Origin of the sequence: Kitasatospora xanthocidica (assembly GCF_014656195.1) — a bacterium.
GTDB classification, from domain to species: Bacteria; Actinomycetota; Actinomycetes; order Streptomycetales; family Streptomycetaceae; genus Kitasatospora; species Kitasatospora xanthocidica.
In genome coordinates, this window is record NZ_BNBY01000003.1 from 393457 (window position 1) to 411162 (window position 17706).

14 protein-coding genes, 2 pseudogenes and 1 riboswitch are annotated in these 17706 nt (G+C 72.1%); of the genes and pseudogenes, 10 read left to right on the plus strand and 6 right to left on the minus strand.

Annotation, left to right across the window (positions count from 1 at the left end):
* Nucleotides 1–53: 53 nt before the first annotated feature.
* From IE332_RS07905 to IE332_RS07925, 5 genes are all read left to right on the plus strand, one after another.
* Nucleotides 54–1430 (plus strand): condensation domain-containing protein, encoded by a 1377-nt coding sequence (locus tag IE332_RS07905; protein ID WP_189914418.1) that lies wholly within the window; start codon nt 54–56, stop codon nt 1428–1430.
* 35 nt (nt 1431–1465) lie between these two features.
* Nucleotides 1466–3346: a non-ribosomal peptide synthetase gene (locus tag IE332_RS07910; protein WP_189914419.1), complete on the plus strand. Its 1881-nt coding sequence runs from the start codon at nt 1466–1468 to the stop codon at nt 3344–3346.
* Nucleotides 3347–3391: 45 nt separating this feature from the next.
* Nucleotides 3392–4765, plus strand: a complete 1374-nt coding sequence (locus IE332_RS07915; RefSeq protein ID WP_189914420.1) for an ATP-grasp domain-containing protein — start codon at nt 3392–3394, stop codon at nt 4763–4765.
* Between the two features lie 55 nt (nt 4766–4820).
* A riboswitch (M-box (ykoK) riboswitch) is annotated at nt 4821–4997 on the plus strand.
* Nucleotides 4998–5322: 325 nt separating this feature from the next.
* Nucleotides 5323–6690 carry a magnesium transporter MgtE N-terminal domain-containing protein gene (locus IE332_RS07920; RefSeq protein ID WP_189914421.1) on the plus strand — a complete coding sequence of 456 codons (1368 nt, stop codon included), beginning with the start codon at nt 5323–5325 and terminating at the stop codon, nt 6688–6690.
* Nucleotides 6691–6797: 107 nt separating this feature from the next.
* Nucleotides 6798–8000 (plus strand): NRAMP family divalent metal transporter, encoded by a 1203-nt coding sequence (locus IE332_RS07925; RefSeq protein WP_189914422.1) that lies wholly within the window; start codon nt 6798–6800, stop codon nt 7998–8000.
* A gap of 200 nt (nt 8001–8200) precedes the next feature.
* Here the strand turns inward: IE332_RS07925 and IE332_RS42330 are convergent, their stop codons facing one another.
* Both IE332_RS42330 and IE332_RS07930 read right to left on the minus strand, forming a co-directional pair.
* Complete coding sequence (locus IE332_RS42330) at nt 8201–8275, minus strand: 50S ribosomal protein bL37 (protein WP_373313685.1); 75 nt, start codon at nt 8273–8275, stop codon at nt 8201–8203.
* Between the two features lie 35 nt (nt 8276–8310).
* A complete protein-coding gene (locus IE332_RS07930) occupies nt 8311–9129 on the minus strand; it encodes an SDR family NAD(P)-dependent oxidoreductase (RefSeq protein WP_189914423.1) in 819 nt (272 codons plus the stop codon).
* An 803-nt stretch (nt 9130–9932) separates the two neighbouring features.
* Between IE332_RS07930 and IE332_RS07935 the strand changes: the two genes are divergently transcribed.
* From IE332_RS07935 to IE332_RS07945, 3 genes are read left to right on the plus strand one after another with little or no spacing between them, the layout of a single operon-like run.
* Nucleotides 9933–10991: an iron ABC transporter substrate-binding protein gene (locus IE332_RS07935; RefSeq protein ID WP_189914424.1), complete on the plus strand. Its 1059-nt coding sequence runs from the start codon at nt 9933–9935 to the stop codon at nt 10989–10991.
* Complete coding sequence (locus tag IE332_RS07940; RefSeq protein ID WP_229928413.1) at nt 10988–12544, plus strand: ABC transporter permease; 1557 nt, start codon at nt 10988–10990, stop codon at nt 12542–12544. The genes IE332_RS07935 and IE332_RS07940 overlap by 4 nt, the downstream gene beginning before the upstream one ends.
* The gene (locus IE332_RS07945) at nt 12541–13596 is read left to right on the plus strand and encodes an ABC transporter ATP-binding protein (RefSeq protein ID WP_189914425.1); all 1056 of its coding nucleotides are present in this window, start codon (nt 12541–12543) and stop codon (nt 13594–13596) included. Before IE332_RS07940 ends, IE332_RS07945 begins: the two co-directional genes overlap by 4 nt.
* A 274-nt stretch (nt 13597–13870) precedes the next feature.
* On the opposite strand, the gene IE332_RS07950 is transcribed toward IE332_RS07945, so the two are convergent.
* The 3 genes and pseudogenes from IE332_RS07950 to IE332_RS07960 form a co-directional block, all read right to left on the minus strand.
* Nucleotides 13871–14293, minus strand: coding sequence for a hypothetical protein (locus IE332_RS07950; RefSeq protein ID WP_189914426.1), 423 nt, complete (start codon nt 14291–14293; stop codon nt 13871–13873).
* 332 nt (nt 14294–14625) lie between these two features.
* The gene (locus IE332_RS07955; RefSeq protein ID WP_189914427.1) at nt 14626–14799 is read right to left on the minus strand and encodes a hypothetical protein; all 174 of its coding nucleotides are present in this window, start codon (nt 14797–14799) and stop codon (nt 14626–14628) included.
* A 95-nt stretch (nt 14800–14894) separates the two neighbouring features.
* A pseudogene (locus tag IE332_RS07960) lies at nt 14895–15338 on the minus strand (flavodoxin family protein); the annotation flags it as partial.
* Between the two features lie 222 nt (nt 15339–15560).
* On the opposite strand from IE332_RS07960, the gene IE332_RS40775 reads away from it, so the two are divergent.
* Together IE332_RS40775 and IE332_RS40780 are read left to right on the plus strand one after the other, a co-directional pair.
* Nucleotides 15561–16280 carry a restriction endonuclease gene (locus IE332_RS40775; RefSeq protein ID WP_229928414.1) on the plus strand — a complete coding sequence of 240 codons (720 nt, stop codon included), beginning with the start codon at nt 15561–15563 and terminating at the stop codon, nt 16278–16280.
* Between the two features lie 59 nt (nt 16281–16339).
* Complete coding sequence (locus IE332_RS40780) at nt 16340–17026, plus strand: tetratricopeptide repeat protein (RefSeq protein ID WP_229928415.1); 687 nt, start codon at nt 16340–16342, stop codon at nt 17024–17026.
* Between the two features lie 490 nt (nt 17027–17516).
* Here the strand turns inward: IE332_RS40780 and IE332_RS40785 are convergent.
* Nucleotides 17517–17689, minus strand: a pseudogene (locus tag IE332_RS40785) (DUF255 domain-containing protein); the annotation flags it as partial.
* Between the last annotated feature and the right edge of the window lie 17 nt (nt 17690–17706).

A 17706-nucleotide genomic window follows, 5' to 3' on the forward strand; every position in this document is an offset into this window, starting at 1 on the left:
CCAGCCACCAGCCCGCACACCGAACGACCACCGACCCGGAAAGGGCCGCGCCGATGTTCAACCTCTCCCGCTCCCAGGAGATCGTCTGGCTGCACGAGGAACTCTTCCCCGAGAGCCGCGCCTACAACTTCACCGCCTCGCTCGACCTGCGCGGCCCGCTGGACGAGCCGGCCCTGCGGCAGAGCCTGGCGATCGTGCTCGCCCGCCACGAGGCCTTCCGCCTCGAACTCGATCCCGAGGACTTTCCACCGAAGCAGCGGGTGAACGGCACCTGCGCACCGCGCTACCGCACCGTGGACCTGACCGGTGACGAAGACCATGAGGCGGCCTTCGAGGCCCTGTGGCGCGAGCAGCACGACGAGCCCTTCGACACCGCCGAGGCGCCCATGGTGCGGTGGAGCCTGATCAGGCTGGCCGAGGACCACCACCGGCTGCTTCACACCGAGCACCACCTGGTGCACGACGGCTGGTCCTTCGGCCTGGTCCTGCGCGACCTGTTCACCACGTACCGCGCGCTGGCCCAGGGCATCCCGGCCGACCTGCCCGAGCCCCGCTCCTACGTCGAGCACGTCCGCCGGTCAGTGGCCGCCGAGGAACAACCGGGCCACCAGGACGAAGCCCTGGCGTACTGGCGGGGCGCCCTGGACGGCGCCGCCTTCGACCTGCCACTGCCCGGCCTGGCCGCCCCGGGACGGGTCCGCGACATCCCGCACGGCGACCAACTGCGCCAACTGCTGGAGCCCGAGCTGGCCGAGCGCCTGCGGACCGCCGCCCGCCGCGATGGACACACCCCGTTCTCAGTGCTGCTCACCCTCTTCGCGGAGCTGCTGCGCAGGCAGAGCGGCCGGTCCGACCTGGTGATCGGCAGCGCGGTGGGCAACCGCCCGCCCGGCTTCGAGGAGAGCGTCGGGATGTTCGTCAACACCATCCCACTGCGCATCCGCCTCCACCCCGACGACAGTGCGCTGAACGCGGTCGACGAGGTCACCGAGGTCCTGATCCGCTCGCTGCCGCACCAGGGCGTCCCGGTCCAGGACCTGGCCCGCGAACTCGGAGAACACTCCGGCACCGGCCTGGACAACCCACTGTTCCACGTCATGTTCAGCGCGCACGACGCGCCGATCCCGCACGTCGAGGGGCTGAACCTCGAGGTGTCGATCCACGAGGCGTTCAACACCGGTACCTCCCGTTTCGCCCTCGACGTGGTACTGATCCCCGACTCCCGCCGGACCGTCAACACCCGGTCGGGCCGCGGCGGCATGCTGCTGATCTGGGACTACGCCACCGACCTGTACGACGGCCCCCGGATCGCTGAATTGCAGCGGCAGTTCACCGCGCTGCTGGAGGCCTACCTCGCCGACACCGCGACCGGCCTCGCAGCGCTCACCACAACCGGCCTCGCAGCACTCACCGCAGCAGCCGACGGCTGACCCCACCACCCCGAACCATGCCCCGAGGAGACGAGATGACTTCCCACGAACCGACCGGCCACCAGCCGCCCAGCATCGCCTGGGGAGGTGAGCCCGCGCCCGCTCCCGCACCGGGGTCGGGACCACTCGAGTGGTTCGACAGCTGGCTGGCCGAGCAGCCCGACGCCCCGGCGGTCGTGGACGGCACCGTCACCTGGAGCTACCGCGAGCTCGACCAGGCCTCCGCCCGGATCGTGCGGGCCCTCGGCGACCGGGTCACCCGCGGCGAGTTGGTGGGAGTCTGCCTGGAACGTTCCGCGCTGCTGGTGGCCGCGGCGGTCGCGTTGGCCAGGATCGACGCGGTCTATCTCTCCCTCGGCGCGCAGCCGGGGGCCGCGCGGGTGGAATCGATCACCGAGGACGCCGGCATCAGCTGCCTGGTCACCGACGGCACCACCACCCCGCCACCCGGCTGGACCGTTGCGCCGGCCGACGCGGTGGACGGGCTCGTGGTCGCTCTGCGCGGCGGACGGGCGAACGGTGCGCCCAGCGATGCCTTCTGCGCCGTCACCACCTCGGGCAGCACCGGCAAACCCAAGATCGCACTGCTGCCGCAGGGGGCGATGGCCAACCTGGTCCGCTGGACCTGCGACCGGCTCGAGATCGGTCCCGAGTCCCGGGTGGGCCTCTTCGTCGGCACCACCTTCGACGCGCACCTCAAGGAGTTGTGGGAGGCGTTGTCGTCGGGCGCCACCTTGCACGTCGCGCCCGAGGACGCCCGCGGCTCGACGGCCGAACTGTTCCAGTGGTGGCAGGAGTCCGGCCTCACCCACTGCCTGCTGCCGACCCCGCTCGCCGACCTCGCCTTCACCCAGCCGTGGCCCGCCGGCCTGGCCATGCGCCACATCCTGGTGGGCGGCGACCGGATGCGGGTGCGGCCGCCCGCGCAGTGCGCGGCGGTCGTGCACAACGTGTACGGTCCCGCCGAGGCCACCGTGCTCACCACCACCCACCGCCTGCGACCCCACAGCGACGACCCGACCGCCGTCGTGCCGATCGGACGGCCGCTGACCGGTTACGCCGTCTTCATCACCGACGAGGACGGCCGGATCCTGCCCAGGGGACATGCCGGAGAGGTCCGGATCGGCGGTGCGGGCCTGGCGCTCGGCTACGTGGACCCGCAGCGGACCGCCGAACGCTTCGTGCCGGCCCCCGCAGGCCAACCGTACGTGGACCGTGTCTACCGGACCGGCGACAAGGCGGTGATGCGCGCCGACGGCCCGCTGGAATTCCTCGGCCGCATGGACGACCAGGTGAAGATCAGCGGCGCGCGGATCGAACCGGCCGAGGTCGAGGCCGCCCTGGAAACCCACGACTCGGTCCGGCGCGCCGTCGTGGTCCCGTACCAGGGCACCGGCGGCGGCCTACGGCTGGCCGCCTTCCTCCTGCTCGCCGAAGGGGCGCAGGCCGACGAGGACGCCGTGCTGGCCGCCGCCCGCGCCCGGGTACTGAAGCAAGCGGTGCCCGCCACGGTCCGCTTCGTCGACGCGTTCCCGCTGAACGCCAACGGCAAAGTCGACCGCACACTGCTCGCCCGGCAGGCCGCCCCCGCAGCGTCCACCGCACCTGGGGTGTCCACCGCACCTGGGGTGTCCACCGCACCTGGGGCGGCGCCGACCCGGCAGACCCCGCCGGCAGAGGACACCGAAGCGTTCCTCCTCGCGGCCTGCCGCCGGCTGCTCGACCAGCCCGACCTCACGCCCGCCGACAACTTCGCCGAATCGGGCGGGACTTCGCTGGCCGTCGCGCGCTTGATCGCGCTGATCGAGAGCACCTACCCGATCCGGGTCAAGGCCGCAGAGGTCATGCGCCAGCCCGACCTGGCAGCCCTGGCTGACCTGGTCGCCACCCGCCGCGCGGCGTCGGCGCGCGGCTGAACACTCCCGCCACCACCGCCCACCCGCCCCCTGAGAGGACCTTCCGTGGACCGCCCCACCCTGACCGAGCAGTACCTGGCCGAACTGAGCGAAAGCACAGCCACCGCAGCCGAACTGCTCGGTCGTGCACAGCACGACACCCTGCTCACCATCGACTACGAGAACCGCTTCCTGCCCCGCCCGCTCTTCCTCGGCCACGAAGAGCGAGAGCAGCTGATGGAAGATCTGGAAACGCTCCACACCGCGCTGTTCAGCCTGCCCGACAGGCTCTTCGACGGCGACCTCGGCGCGTTCGCCCGGGCCGTCGGCATGACCGAGACCCAGATCGAGGTGATCCTGCGCAGCCGGGGCGCCAGCGCGACCCGCATGGCCCGTACGGATCTGTGCGTCGACGACAGCGGATTCAAGGTCATGGAAGTCAACATGACCAGCTCGCTCGGCGGCATGGGCAACGGCGTGATGGCCCAGGCCCTGCTGGAACACCCGCTCCTCGCCGGCTTCGCCGCCCGGCACGGCCTCGGCTTCGCCGACACCGCCAGGGAACTGCTGCACACCATGTACGCCGCCACCGGGTTCGACCCACGATCCCGGCCGGTCATCGCGGTCGCCGACTGGCCGAGCAGCTACCTGAGCGGCTGGGCCGCCTTCCTGGAGGAGTTCTGCGCCCATCTTCAGGCACTGGGCGCGGACGCACACCCCTGCCACATCGGCCAGCTCGACTACCGCGACGGCCGGGTCTGGCTCGGCGACCGGGCCGTCGACATCATCCACCGGATCTTCCTCGCCGAGGACCTGCTCGAATCCCCCGAAGCCCCGGCGCTGATGGACCAGGTCGTCCGCGCCGCCGCAGCCGACCAGGTGAAGCTGTTCGTCCCGCTGGACGCAGAGCTCTACGCCAGCAAGACCACACTCGCGATGCTCTCGGACGAGAACAACCGGCACCTGTTCAGCACCGAGGAGCTGGCGGCGTTCGACCGCATCCTGCCCTGGACCCGAACCGTCCGGCCCGGCACAGTGACGCTGGAGAGCGGACAAACGGTGGAACTACTCGACTACGCCCGGGCCAACCGAAACGACCTCGTACTCAAACCGACGGTACTGCACGGTGGCAACGGTGTGGTCCTCGGCGGGGACGTGACCGAGGAGAGCTGGGCCGCGCACCTCGACGCGGCGCTCGGCAAGCCCTACATAGTGCAGCGCCGGATCCGCCCGGTCACCGAGCTGTTCCCGGACGAGAACGGCCAGTTGCAGCCATGGCTGCCGGTCTGGGGCGTGTTCACCATGGCGCGCGGCTTCGCCGGCATCATGGCCCGCGCCACCCCCCTGGAAGCCAACGTCGGCGTGGTCAACATCACCAACGGAGCACACGCCGGCACCGGACTGTACGAGCTGCCACCCCGCGAGCGCACCGACGAGTAACCGTCAAGGATTGGGCTGCATGGTCGGCCGGGCCTTATCATGGGCGCGGTTTGAACAGACACCTCGTTCGGTGAGGCGTCTTCACGGACACAGGCCACTGATCCGACGACGTCGAGAGACGCCCAGGGTCAGGACAGATCCTCCCGACCTAAGGGTTGATCCGAAGTGGCTTCCGCCCGACCGGGCCGGACACGCCGTGGAGTGCCAAAGCTCTGACGAGTTGGGGTGCGCCGGGACGTCGTCCCGGTTTCCCCTTGCCGCGCCGCCGCGACACCGATGTTCGCGGCCGGGACCGGGAGGAGGCGAGTTGGACAGTAGTCCGGGCCATAGTCGGCCCTTCACCGTGTTGTCCTCGTTGTCCTCGCCGTCGTTCCGCGGCCAGGGACAGCCTGTCCACCCCTGACCTCACCGGACTGCCGCCGTTCCCGCCCCGCGTTGCCGGGACAGGGTGCTCCCGTGCGTGCGGACCGGCCGAGCGCCGCTGCGGTCAGGGGCGGACAGGCGCGTTCCGGGCTGCCCGCCGCCCCGGTCCCGCCGGGGCCCAGGGGGTGTTCCTCGTGGCCGCTGCCACTCTGCTCATGTCCGCCACGGCCCGGCTGCGCGACCGGAAGGTCGACGCCGAGCGCCGTACCACCGTCTCCCGGACCGTCCGTTCCTCGCTGGTGTCCGTCGCCGGGCTGATCGGCGGCCAGGTCGCCAACCAGGCCGGCGAGGAGGTCGGCCGCGTCGTCGACGTGGTCGCCCGTCTCTACGGGCCCGAGCCCTATCCGCCGGTCACCGGCCTGATCATCCGAATAGGCCGCCGACGCGCCTTCGTCGCCGCCGGCGCCGTCGACCGCGTCCTGCCCGGCCGGGTGCGACTGCGCACCGCCCGCCTGGACCTGCGGGAGTTCAACCGCCGGCCCGGCGAGGTCCTGCTCGCCCGCGACGTGATGGACCACCAGCTCGTCGACGTCGACGGTGTCCAGGTCACCCGCGCCGCCGACCTCTACCTGACGCCGCTCGCCGACCGTACCGTCCTGGTCGGCGTCGACGTCTCCCTGCCCACCCTGCTGCGTCGGCTCGGCCCGCGCCGTTGGCAGGTCCGCCCCACCCCGGAGCGCGTCCTGGACTGGCAGTCCGTCGCCCCGTTCGGCGAGCAGGCCACCCACGGGCCCGCCGAGGTGAGGCTGCGCGCCTCCCGGTCCGCCCTGCACCAGCTGCGTCCGGCGGACCTCGCCGACATCCTGGAGGACCTGGGCCGGCACGAGCGCCAGCAACTGCTCGGCTGGTTGGAGCCGGAGCAGGCCGCGGACGCGTTGGAGGAGATGGAGCCGGCCGAGCTGGAGAACCTGCTCCGCGAGGCACCACCCGAGCACGCTGCCCGTCTGGTGGACGAGATGGAGCCCGACGAGGCCGCCGACGCCCTGCGCGACCTCGACCCCGGCGAGCGCGAAGCCCTGCTGACCCGCATGCCCGCCCCCGAAGCGGCCGAGCTGCGCACCCTGCTCACCCACCGCGAGGGAACGGCCGGCGGCGCGATGACCACCCTGCTGGTCACCGCCCGTCCGACCGAGACCGTCGCCGCGGTACGGGCGAAGCTGGCCGAGCAGGCCGAGCACCGCACCGAGATCGACGCGGTCGCCGTCCTGGACGACGACGGCCGGCTGCTCGGCGACCTCCCGCTGTTCGACCTGGCCGTCGCCGAGGAAGGCGCCCTGGTCGCGGACCTGGTGGCCTGGCGCGAACAGTTCGGTGCGCCGGTCACCGTCCGGCCCGACACCCGCCTCGCCGAGGCCGCCGACCGGCTGGTCGCCGCCCGCGCCAGCTCCCTGCTCGTGGTCGACGACACCGGCCGCCCACTGGGCCGGGTCCTCGCCGACGACATCCTCGACTCGCTGCTGCCCGAGCGCGGGCGCCTGCACTTCCGGAGACTGCTCAAGTGACCCGCGACCTCGACACCGCTCCCACTCCAGCACCCGCCGCAACGCCTTCCCCGACCACGACAACTCCGGTCCGCCGCAGGGGTTTTCGCCGCATCGCAGCCGTCGCGATGGTCGCCGGCCCCGGCCTGGTCGCCGCCAACGCGGGCAACGACGCCGCCGGCATCGCCACCTACGCCAGCGCCGGTTCCCAGTTCACCTACGGCACCCTGTTCTTCATGGTGCTGGTCACCATCGCCCTGGTCATGGTGCAGGAGATGGCCGTCCGGCTCGGCGCCCACACCGGCAAGGGCCTGGGCGCGCTGATCCGCGAACAGTTCAGCCTGCGCCTGACCGCCCTCGCGGTCTTCTGCCTGCTGCTCGCCAACACCGGTCTGGTGGTGAGCGAGTTCGCCGGGATCGGCGCCGCCTTCGAGCTGCTCGGCGTCCCCAAGTGGGCGGTCGTCCCGCCCGCCGCCGTCCTGCTCTGGTCGCTGGTGCTGTTCGGCTCCTACAAGTGGGCCGAACGCATCTTCCTGATCATGTCGCTGGCGTTCTTCGCCTACCCCGTCGCGATGATCCTCGGCCACCCGGACTGGGGGCAGGTCGGCGAGCACCTCGCCGTTCCCCACATGGAGCCGAGCAAGGACTTCATCCTGCTGGCCGTCGCCCTCATCGGCACCACGGTCAGCCCGTACATGCAGTTCTACGCCGCCGCCGGGGTCGTCGACCGCGGCGCCAAGCCCGCCGACTACAAGCTGATCCGCGCCGACGCCGTCCTCGGCGCGGTCTTCGCCTGCGTGATCAGCCTGACCATCATCATCGCCACCGCCGCCGCGATCGGCGGCACCGGCCCCCTGGAGTCCGCCGCGCAGGCCGCCGAGGCCCTCACGCCGGTCGCCGGACACAGCGCCGAGCTGCTGTTCGCCTTCGGCCTGATCGGCGCCTCCGCCCTGGCCGGCGCCGTGGTGCCGCTCTCCGCGAGCTACGCCATCGGCGAGGCCGCCGGCGTCGAGCGCTCCGTCTCCCGCAGCTTCCGCGACGCCCCGCTGTTCCTCGGGGTGTTCACCGCCCAGATCGCGCTCGGCGCCATCGTCGCGCTCACCCCCGTGGACGTCATCCAGCTGCTCATCGGCACCCAGGTCCTCCAAGGCCTGATCAGCCCGATCGTCCTGGTCTACCTCCTCGTCCTCACCAACCGCCGCTCCGTCCTCGGCGAGGCCGCCAACAGCCCCCGCTACCGCCTCGCGGCCACCACCGTGGTCGTAGGCGTGGCCGCCATGTCGACGATCCTGCTCGCCCAGACCGTCCTCGGCTGGTTCGGCCTCGCCTGAACCCGCGCCCCCGCGCAACGCGAACCCTCAGGGAGGAACCACCATGCGCCGCTTCGCCCCGTTGCTGTCGTCCTTCCGGGCGTCCCGGGCATGTGGCGGCCCCTGGAGTCCGTCGTCCGCCACAGTTCGGACGAGGCCGCCAGGAGCCACCGGGGGTCACCCGGTGCCGGTGGCACGCGGCACCGGGTGGGTCTGTCGGGCTACTGCCCGGCCTTGCGGCCGTGGTTCGCCTTCTTCTTCCGACGGGCCCTCTTCTTGCGGGCGCGCTTGGACATCGGGTGCGTTCTCCTCGGTACGGGTCCGGTCCAGGTCAGGCCTGGGCGACGAGCTGGTCGGCGAGCTTGGCGAGGCGGCGCTGCGAGCGTTCCTCCCGGGCTGCCGCGGCGGTCGGGGCGGGGCCGCCGCCGTCGTAGTACTCGCCGTTGGCCACCGGCGTGTCCGGCAGGCAGAGCCGGACGACGGCCGCCGCGCCCTCGGCCGCCGGCGCGCCGGTGCGCCCGTACAGCGGGAGCAGCGCGGTGTCGCACTGGCCCGGGTTGAGGCTGACGGCGGTGATGCCGGAGCCTTCGGGGGCCATGTCGCGGGTGTCCATGGTGAGTGCGAGCTGGGACTGGGCGTAGGCGGCGACCCGGGAGTACCTCTTCGCCCGGTGCGGGTCGGACCAGTTCATCGCGGCGGTGCGGTGCAGTGAGGAGGAGACGTTGACGATCCGGGCGTCGCCGGCCGCCGAGAGCGGGGCGCGCAGCAGCCTGGCCAGCAGGTGTGCGGCGAGGAAGTTGACCTGGAGCGAGATCTCGTTGCCGTCGTCGGTGCGGGTGCAGCGCTCGGGTGCCATGACGGCGGCGTTGTTGACCAGCAGGTCCAGCGCCGGGTAGTGCTTGACGACCTTGCTCGCGAGGACGGCGACCTCGGCGAGGTGGGTGAAGTCGGCCGCCAGTTCGACGAGTCGGTCCCGCCGGGCGCCGGCCGCGACCAGTCGCTCGACGGCGTCCGCGGCCTCGGCGGCCGTCCGGGCGTGGACCAGGACGGTGGCACCGTGCCCGGCGAGCAGGCGGGCGGTCTCCCAGCCGATCCCGGAGGAGGCGCCGGTGACGAGGGCGGTGCGGGCGGACAGAACAGCGTCGGACATGACCCATCCAAGGGTGCCAGGGCACGGCCGGGGTGCCGCCGGACGCGAAGTCGCGCCCGGCGGGTGCCGGCGGTGCGGGAAAGGTGTGGTGCGATGAGAACGCGCGCCCGTCCCCGGGCCCTCGGAGCCGGTTGGAGCCAAGGGAACGGGCGGCGTGATCGGCACGGAACGGTGACGTACCGAACCCGTGCCCGCGGCCGGTAGCGAGCGGGGTAGGGAGCTCGGTCCTACCGGACGGCGGTGGCGACCGCGACAGCGACGACCAGCGGCCGCGTATGCGGCGGGCGGTCGTGGTGGCGTGTCGAGCGGTTCATGTCCCCCATCAAAGTCGGCCCGGATGCCCGGATCAAGTCCGCCTCGCCCTCCTGACGAAACCCTGACGCCGGCTGGACGATCCGTCAGACCTTCAATGTTCTCACCCGCACCCGTCGTCGCGGCCACCCGGTGGGCCGGGCGAGAGCGGTGGCGCCACTCGTGCCGGTTCAGCCGGCGGGCGGGCCCGATCTGCCGGCGATTCACTCACACCCGAGAGCCACTACTCAGTGTAGTCAGTCACCAGTCTCGCGAAGCCCCCGACAACCGGTCGTACACCGTTGCCCTGACCTGTACTTGAAGGGCATTTTGCGTGGGCTTGGGGGTTCGCTCACCGAAGTTCTACCCTGCTGCGACCGGGCCGAGATGTGACGCTCCGACACTTGTTAGGCAAGCCTTTCCTGCCTTAGGTTCTCGTGCCGTCAGGCCGTCGTCCCTCGCAATCCGCAGGGGCCGACGGTCGACCCGCGCCCTTTCGGAGGACCCTCACCATGCCCGGAACCGTCCGGCCCCTCGCGGGCCTGTCCCTGGTCGCCGCCTGCGCCCTCGCGCTCACCGCCTGCGGCAGCTCCGGCGGGGGCAGCGCCTCGCCCACCGCCTCCGGCACCGCCCTGGCCGGCCAGAGCATCACCGTCTACAGCGGCCAGCACGAACAGACCGTCAAGGCCCTGACCGAGGACTTCACCAAGCGCACCGGCATCAAGGTCGAGCTGCGCTCCGGCGACGAGGCCGAGCTGGCCAACCAGATCCTCCAGGAGGGCGACGCCTCCCCGGCCGACGTCTTCTACGCCGAGAACCCGCCCGCGCTCACCGTCCTCGACGACAAGGGCCTGCTCGCCAAGGTCGCCCCCGACACCCTCAAGGCCGTTCCGGCCGCCGACAGTTCGGGCAAGGGCGACTGGATCGGCATCTCCGCCCGCACCTCCGCCTTCCTCGCCGCCACCGGCAAGGGCGCCGACACCGCACCGCCCGCCTCCGTGCTCGACCTGGCCAAGCCCGAGTGGAAGGGCCGCCTGGGCATCGCCCCCGGTGAGACCGACTTCGCCCCGGTCGTCACCCAGGTCCTCAAGGCCAAGGGCGAGGACGCCGCCAAGCAGTGGCTCAAGGGCCTCAAGGACAACGCCAAGGTCTACGACAGCAACGAGGACCTCTCCGTCGCGATCAACAGCGGCGAGGTCGAGGGCGGGGTCATCGACCACTACTACTTCTACCGGATGCGCGACGAGAAGGGCGCCGCCGAGACCCACGCGACCCTGCACTACTTCGCCAAGGGCGACCCGGGCGCCCTCGTCGACGTCTCCGGCGCCGCCGTCCTCAAGCACGGCAAGCACCAGGCGGCCGCCCAGGCCTTCCTCGGATACCTCGCCTCCGCCCCCGCCCAGACCGTCATCGCCGACTCCGCGAGCTGCGAGTACCCGCTGGTCGACGGCGTGAAGGGCAAGCCCGAACTGCCCGCCCTGGACGGCATCGGCACCGTTGCCGACCCGGCCCAGCTGGGCGACGGCAAGCAGGCCCTGTCGCTGCTGCAGGACGCCGGTCTGCTCCAGTGACCTTCCCGCTCCGACCCGAAGGCCCGCCCCCGCTGCGGCGGTGGCGGGCCACCGGCCTGCTCGCGCCCGCCGCCGTCGCCGTCGTCGCCCTGGTCGCCTCGCCGCTCGGCTTCGTCGTCGCCCAGGCCGCGCAGGCCGGTTGGGACCAGACCAGGCGCCTCCTCGGCCGCCCGCTGATCGCCACCCTGCTCGGGCACACCCTCGGCCTGACCGCAGCCGTCACCCTCGCCACCGCCGTCCTCGGCTTCGGCGCCGCCTACCTGGTCGAACGCACCGCGCTGCCCGGGCGCCGCGCCTGGACCGTCGCGCTCGCCCTGCCGCTGGCCGTACCGGAGTTCGTCCGCGGCTACTCCTGGGTCTCGCTGTTCCGCTCCGTCCACGGCTACTGGGGCGCGGTGCTCGTGATGACCTGCTCGCTCTACCCGCTCGTGTTCCTGCCGGTCGCGGCGGCCCTGCGGCACGGCGACGCCGCCGCCGAGGAGGTCTCCCGCTCGCTCGGCCGCGGCCGCCTCGCCACCCTGTGGCGCGTCACCCTCCCGCTCACCCGGCCGGCGCTGGCCGGCGGCGTCCTGCTCGTCTCGCTCTACCTGCTCGGCGAGTACGGCGCCTTCGCGATGCTGCGCTACACCACCTTCGCCACCGCCGTGTTCACCCAGTACAAGCTCGGCTTCGACGCTGCCTCGGCCTCCCTGCTCACCCTGGTCCTGGTCGCACTGGCCCTGCTGCTGGTCGGTCTGGAGGCCTGGGCCGGCCGCCGGGCCCGGGTCACCCGGCACGGCGCCCTCGCCCGCACCGCGCCGCCCGTACGCCTCGGCGGCTGGACGGCCCCGGCGCTCGTCGCCCTGGCCGCGCTGGTCGGCGTCTCACTCGGCGTGCCGCTGTACGCGCTGGGGTACTGGCTGCTCAAAGGCAGCTCCACCACGCTGCCCTCGGCCTCCGTCCTCGGCGCCACCGCGGCCACCCTCGGGTACGCGCTCGGCGCGGCCGTCGTCGCCACCGCCGCCGCCGTCCCGGTCGCCCTGTACGGCTGGCGGCGCGGCACCCGGCCGGCCCGCGCCGTCGAGCGGGTCGCCTACCTCACCCGGGCGCTGCCCGGCATCGCGGTGGCGCTCTCGGTGGTGTACTTCGCGGTCCACTGGGCCCAACCCCTGTACCAGCAGCCGCCGATGCTCGTCGCCGGGTACGTCGTGCTGTTCTTCCCGCTCGCGCTCACCGCGGTCCGGGCCGCCCTCGCCCAGGTCCCGCCCGGCGTCGAGGAGGCCGCCCGCTCCCTCGGCACCCGGCCGCTCGCCGTCCTCGGCCGGGTCACCCTGCCGCTGGTCCTGCCCGGCCTCGGCGCCGCCGTCGCCATGGTCGGCCTCACCGCCTCCACCGAGCTGACCGCCACCCTGCTGCTGCGCCCCACCGGAACCCAGACCCTGGCCACCCAGTTCTGGGTCTACACCAGCGGCCTCGCCTACGGGGCCGCGGCGCCGTACGCGGCCCTCATGGTCGCGCTCTCCGTCCCGTCCGTCCTCCTGCTGACCCACCGCACCCTCCGGAGTGGTTCATGACCGGACTGTCCGTCGTCGACCTGCACGCCGCGCACGGGCGCAGCCCGGTCCTGCACGGCATCGACCTCGCCGTGCCGGACGGCGCCCTCGCCTGCGTCCTCGGCCCCTCCGGCTGCGGCAAGTCCACCCTGCTGCGGGTGCTCGCCGGCTTCCACCCGGCCGCCGCCGGGCAGGTCGTGCTGCACGGGCGGATGCTGGACGACGGCCGCAGCCAGCTCGCCGCCGAGCGCCGGGGTGTCGGCCTGGTCCCGCAGGACGGCGCGCTCTTCCCGCACCTGAGCGTCGCCGCCAACATCGGCTTCGGCCTGCCACGCTCGCAGCGCCGCGCCCGGGTCGGCGAACTGCTGGACCTGGTCGGCCTGCCCGGGCTGGGCGAGCGCCGCCCGCACCAGCTCTCCGGCGGCCAGCAGCAACGCGTCGCCCTGGCCCGGGCGTTGGCGCCCCGGCCGCGCCTGCTCCTGCTGGACGAGCCGTTCGCCGCGCTGGACGCCACGCTGCGCGCCGAACTGCGCCGCGAGGTCGCGGCCACGCTCCGGCAGTCCGGGACCACGGCGGTCCTGGTCACCCACGACCAGGACGAGGCGCTCTCCTTCGCCGACACCGTCGCCGTCCTCCGCGACGGCCGGATCGCCCAGTCCGGCAGCCCCGACGAGCTGTACCACCGCCCGGCGGACGCCGCCGTCGCCCGGGTGCTGGGCGAGGCGAACCTGATCTCCGCCGAGATCACCGCGGCCGAGGCCCGCACCCCGCTCGGCACCCTGCCGCTGGCCGGGCCCGCCCCGACGGTCCGCAGCGGCCTCGCCCTGCTCCGCCCGGGCCGACTCCGGCTCACCGCCCAGCCGGTGGCGGGCTCCGTCCCGGCGAAGGTCCTCGGCAGCGACTTCCGCGGCCACGACCACCGCGTCGAACTCCGCCCCGGGGTCGCCGGACTGCCCGACGTCCTGATCGCGACCTCGGACCGGTCGTGGCCGCCCGGCAGCGAGACGTACGTGAGCGCGATCGGCCCGGCCCACGTGCTGCCGGAACCAGCCGCAGGGGGCGACCGCCCGTAACACGCTTCTGGGGGCGTTGGTTCCGCGCCACGACGAGACGATGTGGTTCCCGGCCGTGGACCACTCCACGCACAACACCGGAAGCGCCGAGGTCCGTTCGCTCCCGTTCGAGCCTGTTCGAGCCGAAGCAGCGGCCCCGCCGCCACCGGCCGGCTCACCCGCGAGGAACCCGCGCTCGCCGTGGACCTGTGGCGGCCTTTCCGGGCCGTCCCGGGCCTTCTCGGGCCTTCTCGGGCCTTCTCGGGCCTTCTCGGGCCTTCTCGGCACCGAAGGCCTACGGCGTGCCGCAGGTCAGCCGGAACTCGTGTCGCTCGACGGTCACCTCACCCGGGTCCGGCTCCCCGTTGGTGTTCAGGTCCCGGTAGACGACCTGGTGGTCCTCGTGGATCGTCAGGGTCCCGATGACCGTCCCGTCCGCGGCGTGGATCGTGCGCTCGTCCTCGGTGCTGACGTTGGCCACCGTGGTGTACGGCAGCCGCAGCACCACCTGGAAGTCGTCCCGGTCGAGGCCGCTCTGCACGTACCGTCCGTCGGGTAGATCCATGTGGAAGTCGACCTCGTTCGTCCCGGTGATCACGACCGTCGCCCCGTTCGACACGACCTGCCCCGTGGAGTGCTCCGTGACCGTGACCGTCCCGATGAGATCCGGCGGCAGGCAGCCCTCCAGCGGCGCGCTGTAGGTCTCCGTGTGCGTCATGTCGAAGTGCTCGACGACCCCCGCCGCCCGGGCCGGCGCCGCCCCACCCATCACGGACACCACAAGAACGGCGGCCAACGCCGCCGGACGCTCCGACCACCTCTCCCACACAGGACGTCCACCAGGTGCCCCCAACCTCGCACCTGATGCCGTCGGCCGCCGTCTCACGAGGTCAACCGAGTCACCCGCTCCCAGAGGCTGTCCGAACGCCCAGTGCTCCCGGACCGTCAGCGTGCAGCGCCTCGAAGCCCTCGTGGTGTGGCAGTCCCGTGGCGGCGACCCGGGCTCGGCACGAGCCGCGCCCGTCACCGGGGCGGTCACCCCTCGGACTGCTACTCCGGCAGGGGCTTGACGATCGTGTGGGTGATGATCTGCCCCTGGATGGTCTTGGTCTCGAGCCTCTGACGGCCGACCGGCTGGGTGGCCTTGACGGTCGTCGGCCGGGCGGTGGTCTCGGCGGCTTCGGGCTCGTCTGCGGTGGTCTCGGTGGGCTGGTCGTCGGCCATGGACGGTCTCCTCGGTCGTGCTGTCCCCGGTATCCCGGTATCCCGCGACGGTCCGCTCGCCTCGGCCGGCTCGTCAACTCACTCGGGCCCTGCCCTCAACGGTGTTCGGGGTTCTCGAAGTCGAAGCGGCAGCCGGCGTCCCACTCCGAGCGCTGGTTGCCGTGGGCCGGGATGCCGCCGGCGTCCTTCAGCATGCGGGCGAGGTGGAGCTGGTTCCAGGTCATGAAGGTGGTGTTGCGGTTGGTGAAGTCGTTCTCCGGGCCGCCGGAGCCCTCGTCAAGGTAGGACGGGCCGGGTCCGGCCTCGCCGACCCAGCCGGCGTCGGCCTGCGGCGGGATGGTGTAGCCCAGGTGCTGGAGGCTGTAGAGCACGTTCATCGCGCAGTGCTTGGCGCCGTCCTCGTTGCCGGTGATCAGGCAGCCGCCGACCCGGCCGTAGTAGGCGTACTGGCCTTCGGAGTTGAGGATCGAGGAGCAGGCGTAGAGCCGCTCGACGACCTTCTTCATCACGGAGGAGTTGTCCCCCAGCCAGATCGGCGGAACACTCTGGCACCCTACCTTGACGTGCAGCAAAGGCACGCTGTTGGTGAGCGCGGTTGTCCCGAACTGCGCCACCCCATAGAACCCGTATGGCAATCCGCGCTCGACGCGGCACCCGAGTCCTGTCCCCGGCGTCAAGCCCGAACCGGCTCGGCCACGCTGTCGGCACCACCGCATAGGCTGCTCACGAACACGAGCGAGCCGAGCCCGAAGGTGCCACCGATGCCCGACCGCACCCCGACCGCCCAACCTCCGGTGGCCGACCCGAAGATCCCGCTCCTGCCCTTCGACTCCCAGAACTGGGCCGACTTCGAGCGGTTAGTCTGCGAACTCGTCGAAGCCGCCGAGGGGCTCGCCCGGGTCGCCCGTTACGGAACCGCCGGCCAGGCACAGGGCGGCATCGATGTGGTCGGCCGTGCTTCCGACGGTCGTTGGTCAGCCTTCCAGGTCAAGCACGTCGCCGAGTTCTCTGCCGCCGCAGCCCGAAAGGTATTCGAGCGCTTCCTCTACGGCAACCGTCCCCATCGCGCGACCAGGTTCGTGATCGTCACCTCATGCCGGGGCACCAACACCCAGGTACGGGAACTCGCGCTCGAGTACCAGGCCGAGTTCCCAGACCTACAGCTCGGCGAGGTGTGGGACGCCGAGCACCTGAGCCGCCTGCTGCGGCCCCTGCCGTGGATCGTCGCGCGGTATTTCGGTGACCAGGTCGCCCAGCGCTTCTGCGACGCGGACGCGGTGGCCGCCTACTACGCGGGTACCTCCGGGCAGACAGGCACGCCCGAGGACACCATGGGGATCGCCGTCACGGACGCCGACCCGTTCGACTTCGAAGTCCACCAGGCGGTCCGGACCGAGGACGGCACCCCGGCCGACGATCCGCTCCGTACCAGGCGCGCTGGCTGGCCGAGAAGGGCCGACATCGGCTGGCCCTCGCCCTGACCAGCTGCGCCTTCCGAGCCGGCAACACCGGGGCGTTCACCGGACTCGCCTGGACGTACATGACCCCGGAGGAGAAGCCGAGGGCCATCGCCGTCCTCAAGCACGCGTTCCACGTCGAAGGTGACGTGAACGCTCCTCGGGAACTGGCCTGGATCCTGGCCGATGACGGTGACCGAGCGGGAAGCGAGGAGTACGCCAAGATCGCGCTTGAGCTCGGCGAGGTAAATGTGTTGCGCGGGCTGGGGATGAAGCACGCCTCCGAGGGCAACCATAGCGCCGCCGCAGGGCTGTACTGGCACGCCTACAACCTGGGCATGACCTGGATCCTGCTCGACCTCGCCGACCTCCGGGAGAAGCAGGGTGACCTCCGCCGCGCCGGACGCCTCTACCGACGAGCGCTCCGTGACGGCCAGTCGTACGCCGCCCACGGCCTGGTCCGGATTCTCGAACTCACCGGACAGGGACGGGCTGCCGAGGAGCTGGCGAACCGCTCCTACGACACCGTGGAAACGCTCGCCCGTGTCCGTGCGGCGAACGGACAGCGGGACAGTGCCGAACTGCTTCTCCGCGCCCTGGTCGTCAAGGGACACACCGAAGCCCTCCTTGCCCTGGGGCAGATCCGCCAGGCCGCTGGGGACCGCGCTGAAGCCGAGTCGGCCTTCCGTCAGGCCACCGCCGCCGGCGCTGACCGAGCCATCCAGGCGCTCACCGACCTACGTGCCGATGCGCAGGACAACGCTCACTGAACCCAGCCGCCCGCACCTAAGGGCCCGGGGTTCACCACGCCGAGAGACTGCGCGGCCCACAGCTCCACGTTCAACCCAGGCGCCGCTGGCAGAGCAGGCGATGGTCCGGTACCCCGCGAGCCGGAAAGGATCGAGCAGCGACGCGTCCTCGGATTGAGGACAGACGCGCCGGGGCCCGCCTCGCCGACCCAGCCGGCGCCGACCAGCGGGGGGGATGGTGTAGCCGAGGTGCTGGAGGCTGTAGAGGACGTTCCTCTCCCTCGTTGCCGGTGATCAGGCGGCCGCCGACGCGGCTGTAGTGGGCTGTGGCACCAGAGGCCGCAGTCAAGCCTCGGTCACGATGTCGTGTGCGGCGTCTGGGTCGACCACCATGCCAGCACACCACATGCATCCCTGCGCGCCACGCAGGACCCGGCTGAGCCGGACGTAGTGACCGGTCCCTTGGCCCCGGGCAATCGGAGGCGAGGTACGAGCTGCGCCAACACCACGTGTGCGCCATCGGGTGGCACCAGTGACAGGACGCGTACCCGACACTCAGCAGCCCCTTCACGCCCCGCCGCTCGGCCTCTGCGAAGGCGTCCGGCCACCCCAGGGCCACCAGTCGACGGGGGTATCGGCGTGCTCAAACAGGTTCGGGAAGGTCACATTGGCCAGACAGTTCACCCTGTGGGCAGTGCCAG

Bases quoted from the DNA above. Each gene is read 5' to 3' on its own strand.
- IE332_RS07905 (WP_189914418.1), top strand. From the start codon at position 54: ATGTTCAACCTCTCCCGCTCCCAGGAGATCGTCTGGCTGCACGAGGAA.
- IE332_RS07910 (WP_189914419.1), top strand. From the start codon at position 1,466: ATGACTTCCCACGAACCGACCGGCCACCAGCCGCCCAGCATCGCCTGG.
- IE332_RS07925 (WP_189914422.1), top strand. From the start codon at position 6,798: ATGGTCGCCGGCCCCGGCCTGGTCGCCGCCAACGCGGGCAACGACGCC.
- IE332_RS07930 (WP_189914423.1), bottom strand. From the start codon at position 9,129: ATGTCCGACGCTGTTCTGTCCGCCCGCACCGCCCTCGTCACCGGCGCC.
- IE332_RS07935 (WP_189914424.1), top strand. From the start codon at position 9,933: ATGCCCGGAACCGTCCGGCCCCTCGCGGGCCTGTCCCTGGTCGCCGCC.
- IE332_RS07945 (WP_189914425.1), top strand. From the start codon at position 12,541: ATGACCGGACTGTCCGTCGTCGACCTGCACGCCGCGCACGGGCGCAGC.
- IE332_RS07950 (WP_189914426.1), bottom strand. From the start codon at position 14,293: ATGACGCACACGGAGACCTACAGCGCGCCGCTGGAGGGCTGCCTGCCG.
- IE332_RS07955 (WP_189914427.1), bottom strand. From the start codon at position 14,799: ATGGCCGACGACCAGCCCACCGAGACCACCGCAGACGAGCCCGAAGCC.
- IE332_RS40775 (WP_229928414.1), top strand. From the start codon at position 15,561: ATGCCCGACCGCACCCCGACCGCCCAACCTCCGGTGGCCGACCCGAAG.
- IE332_RS40780 (WP_229928415.1), top strand. From the start codon at position 16,340: ATGACCCCGGAGGAGAAGCCGAGGGCCATCGCCGTCCTCAAGCACGCG.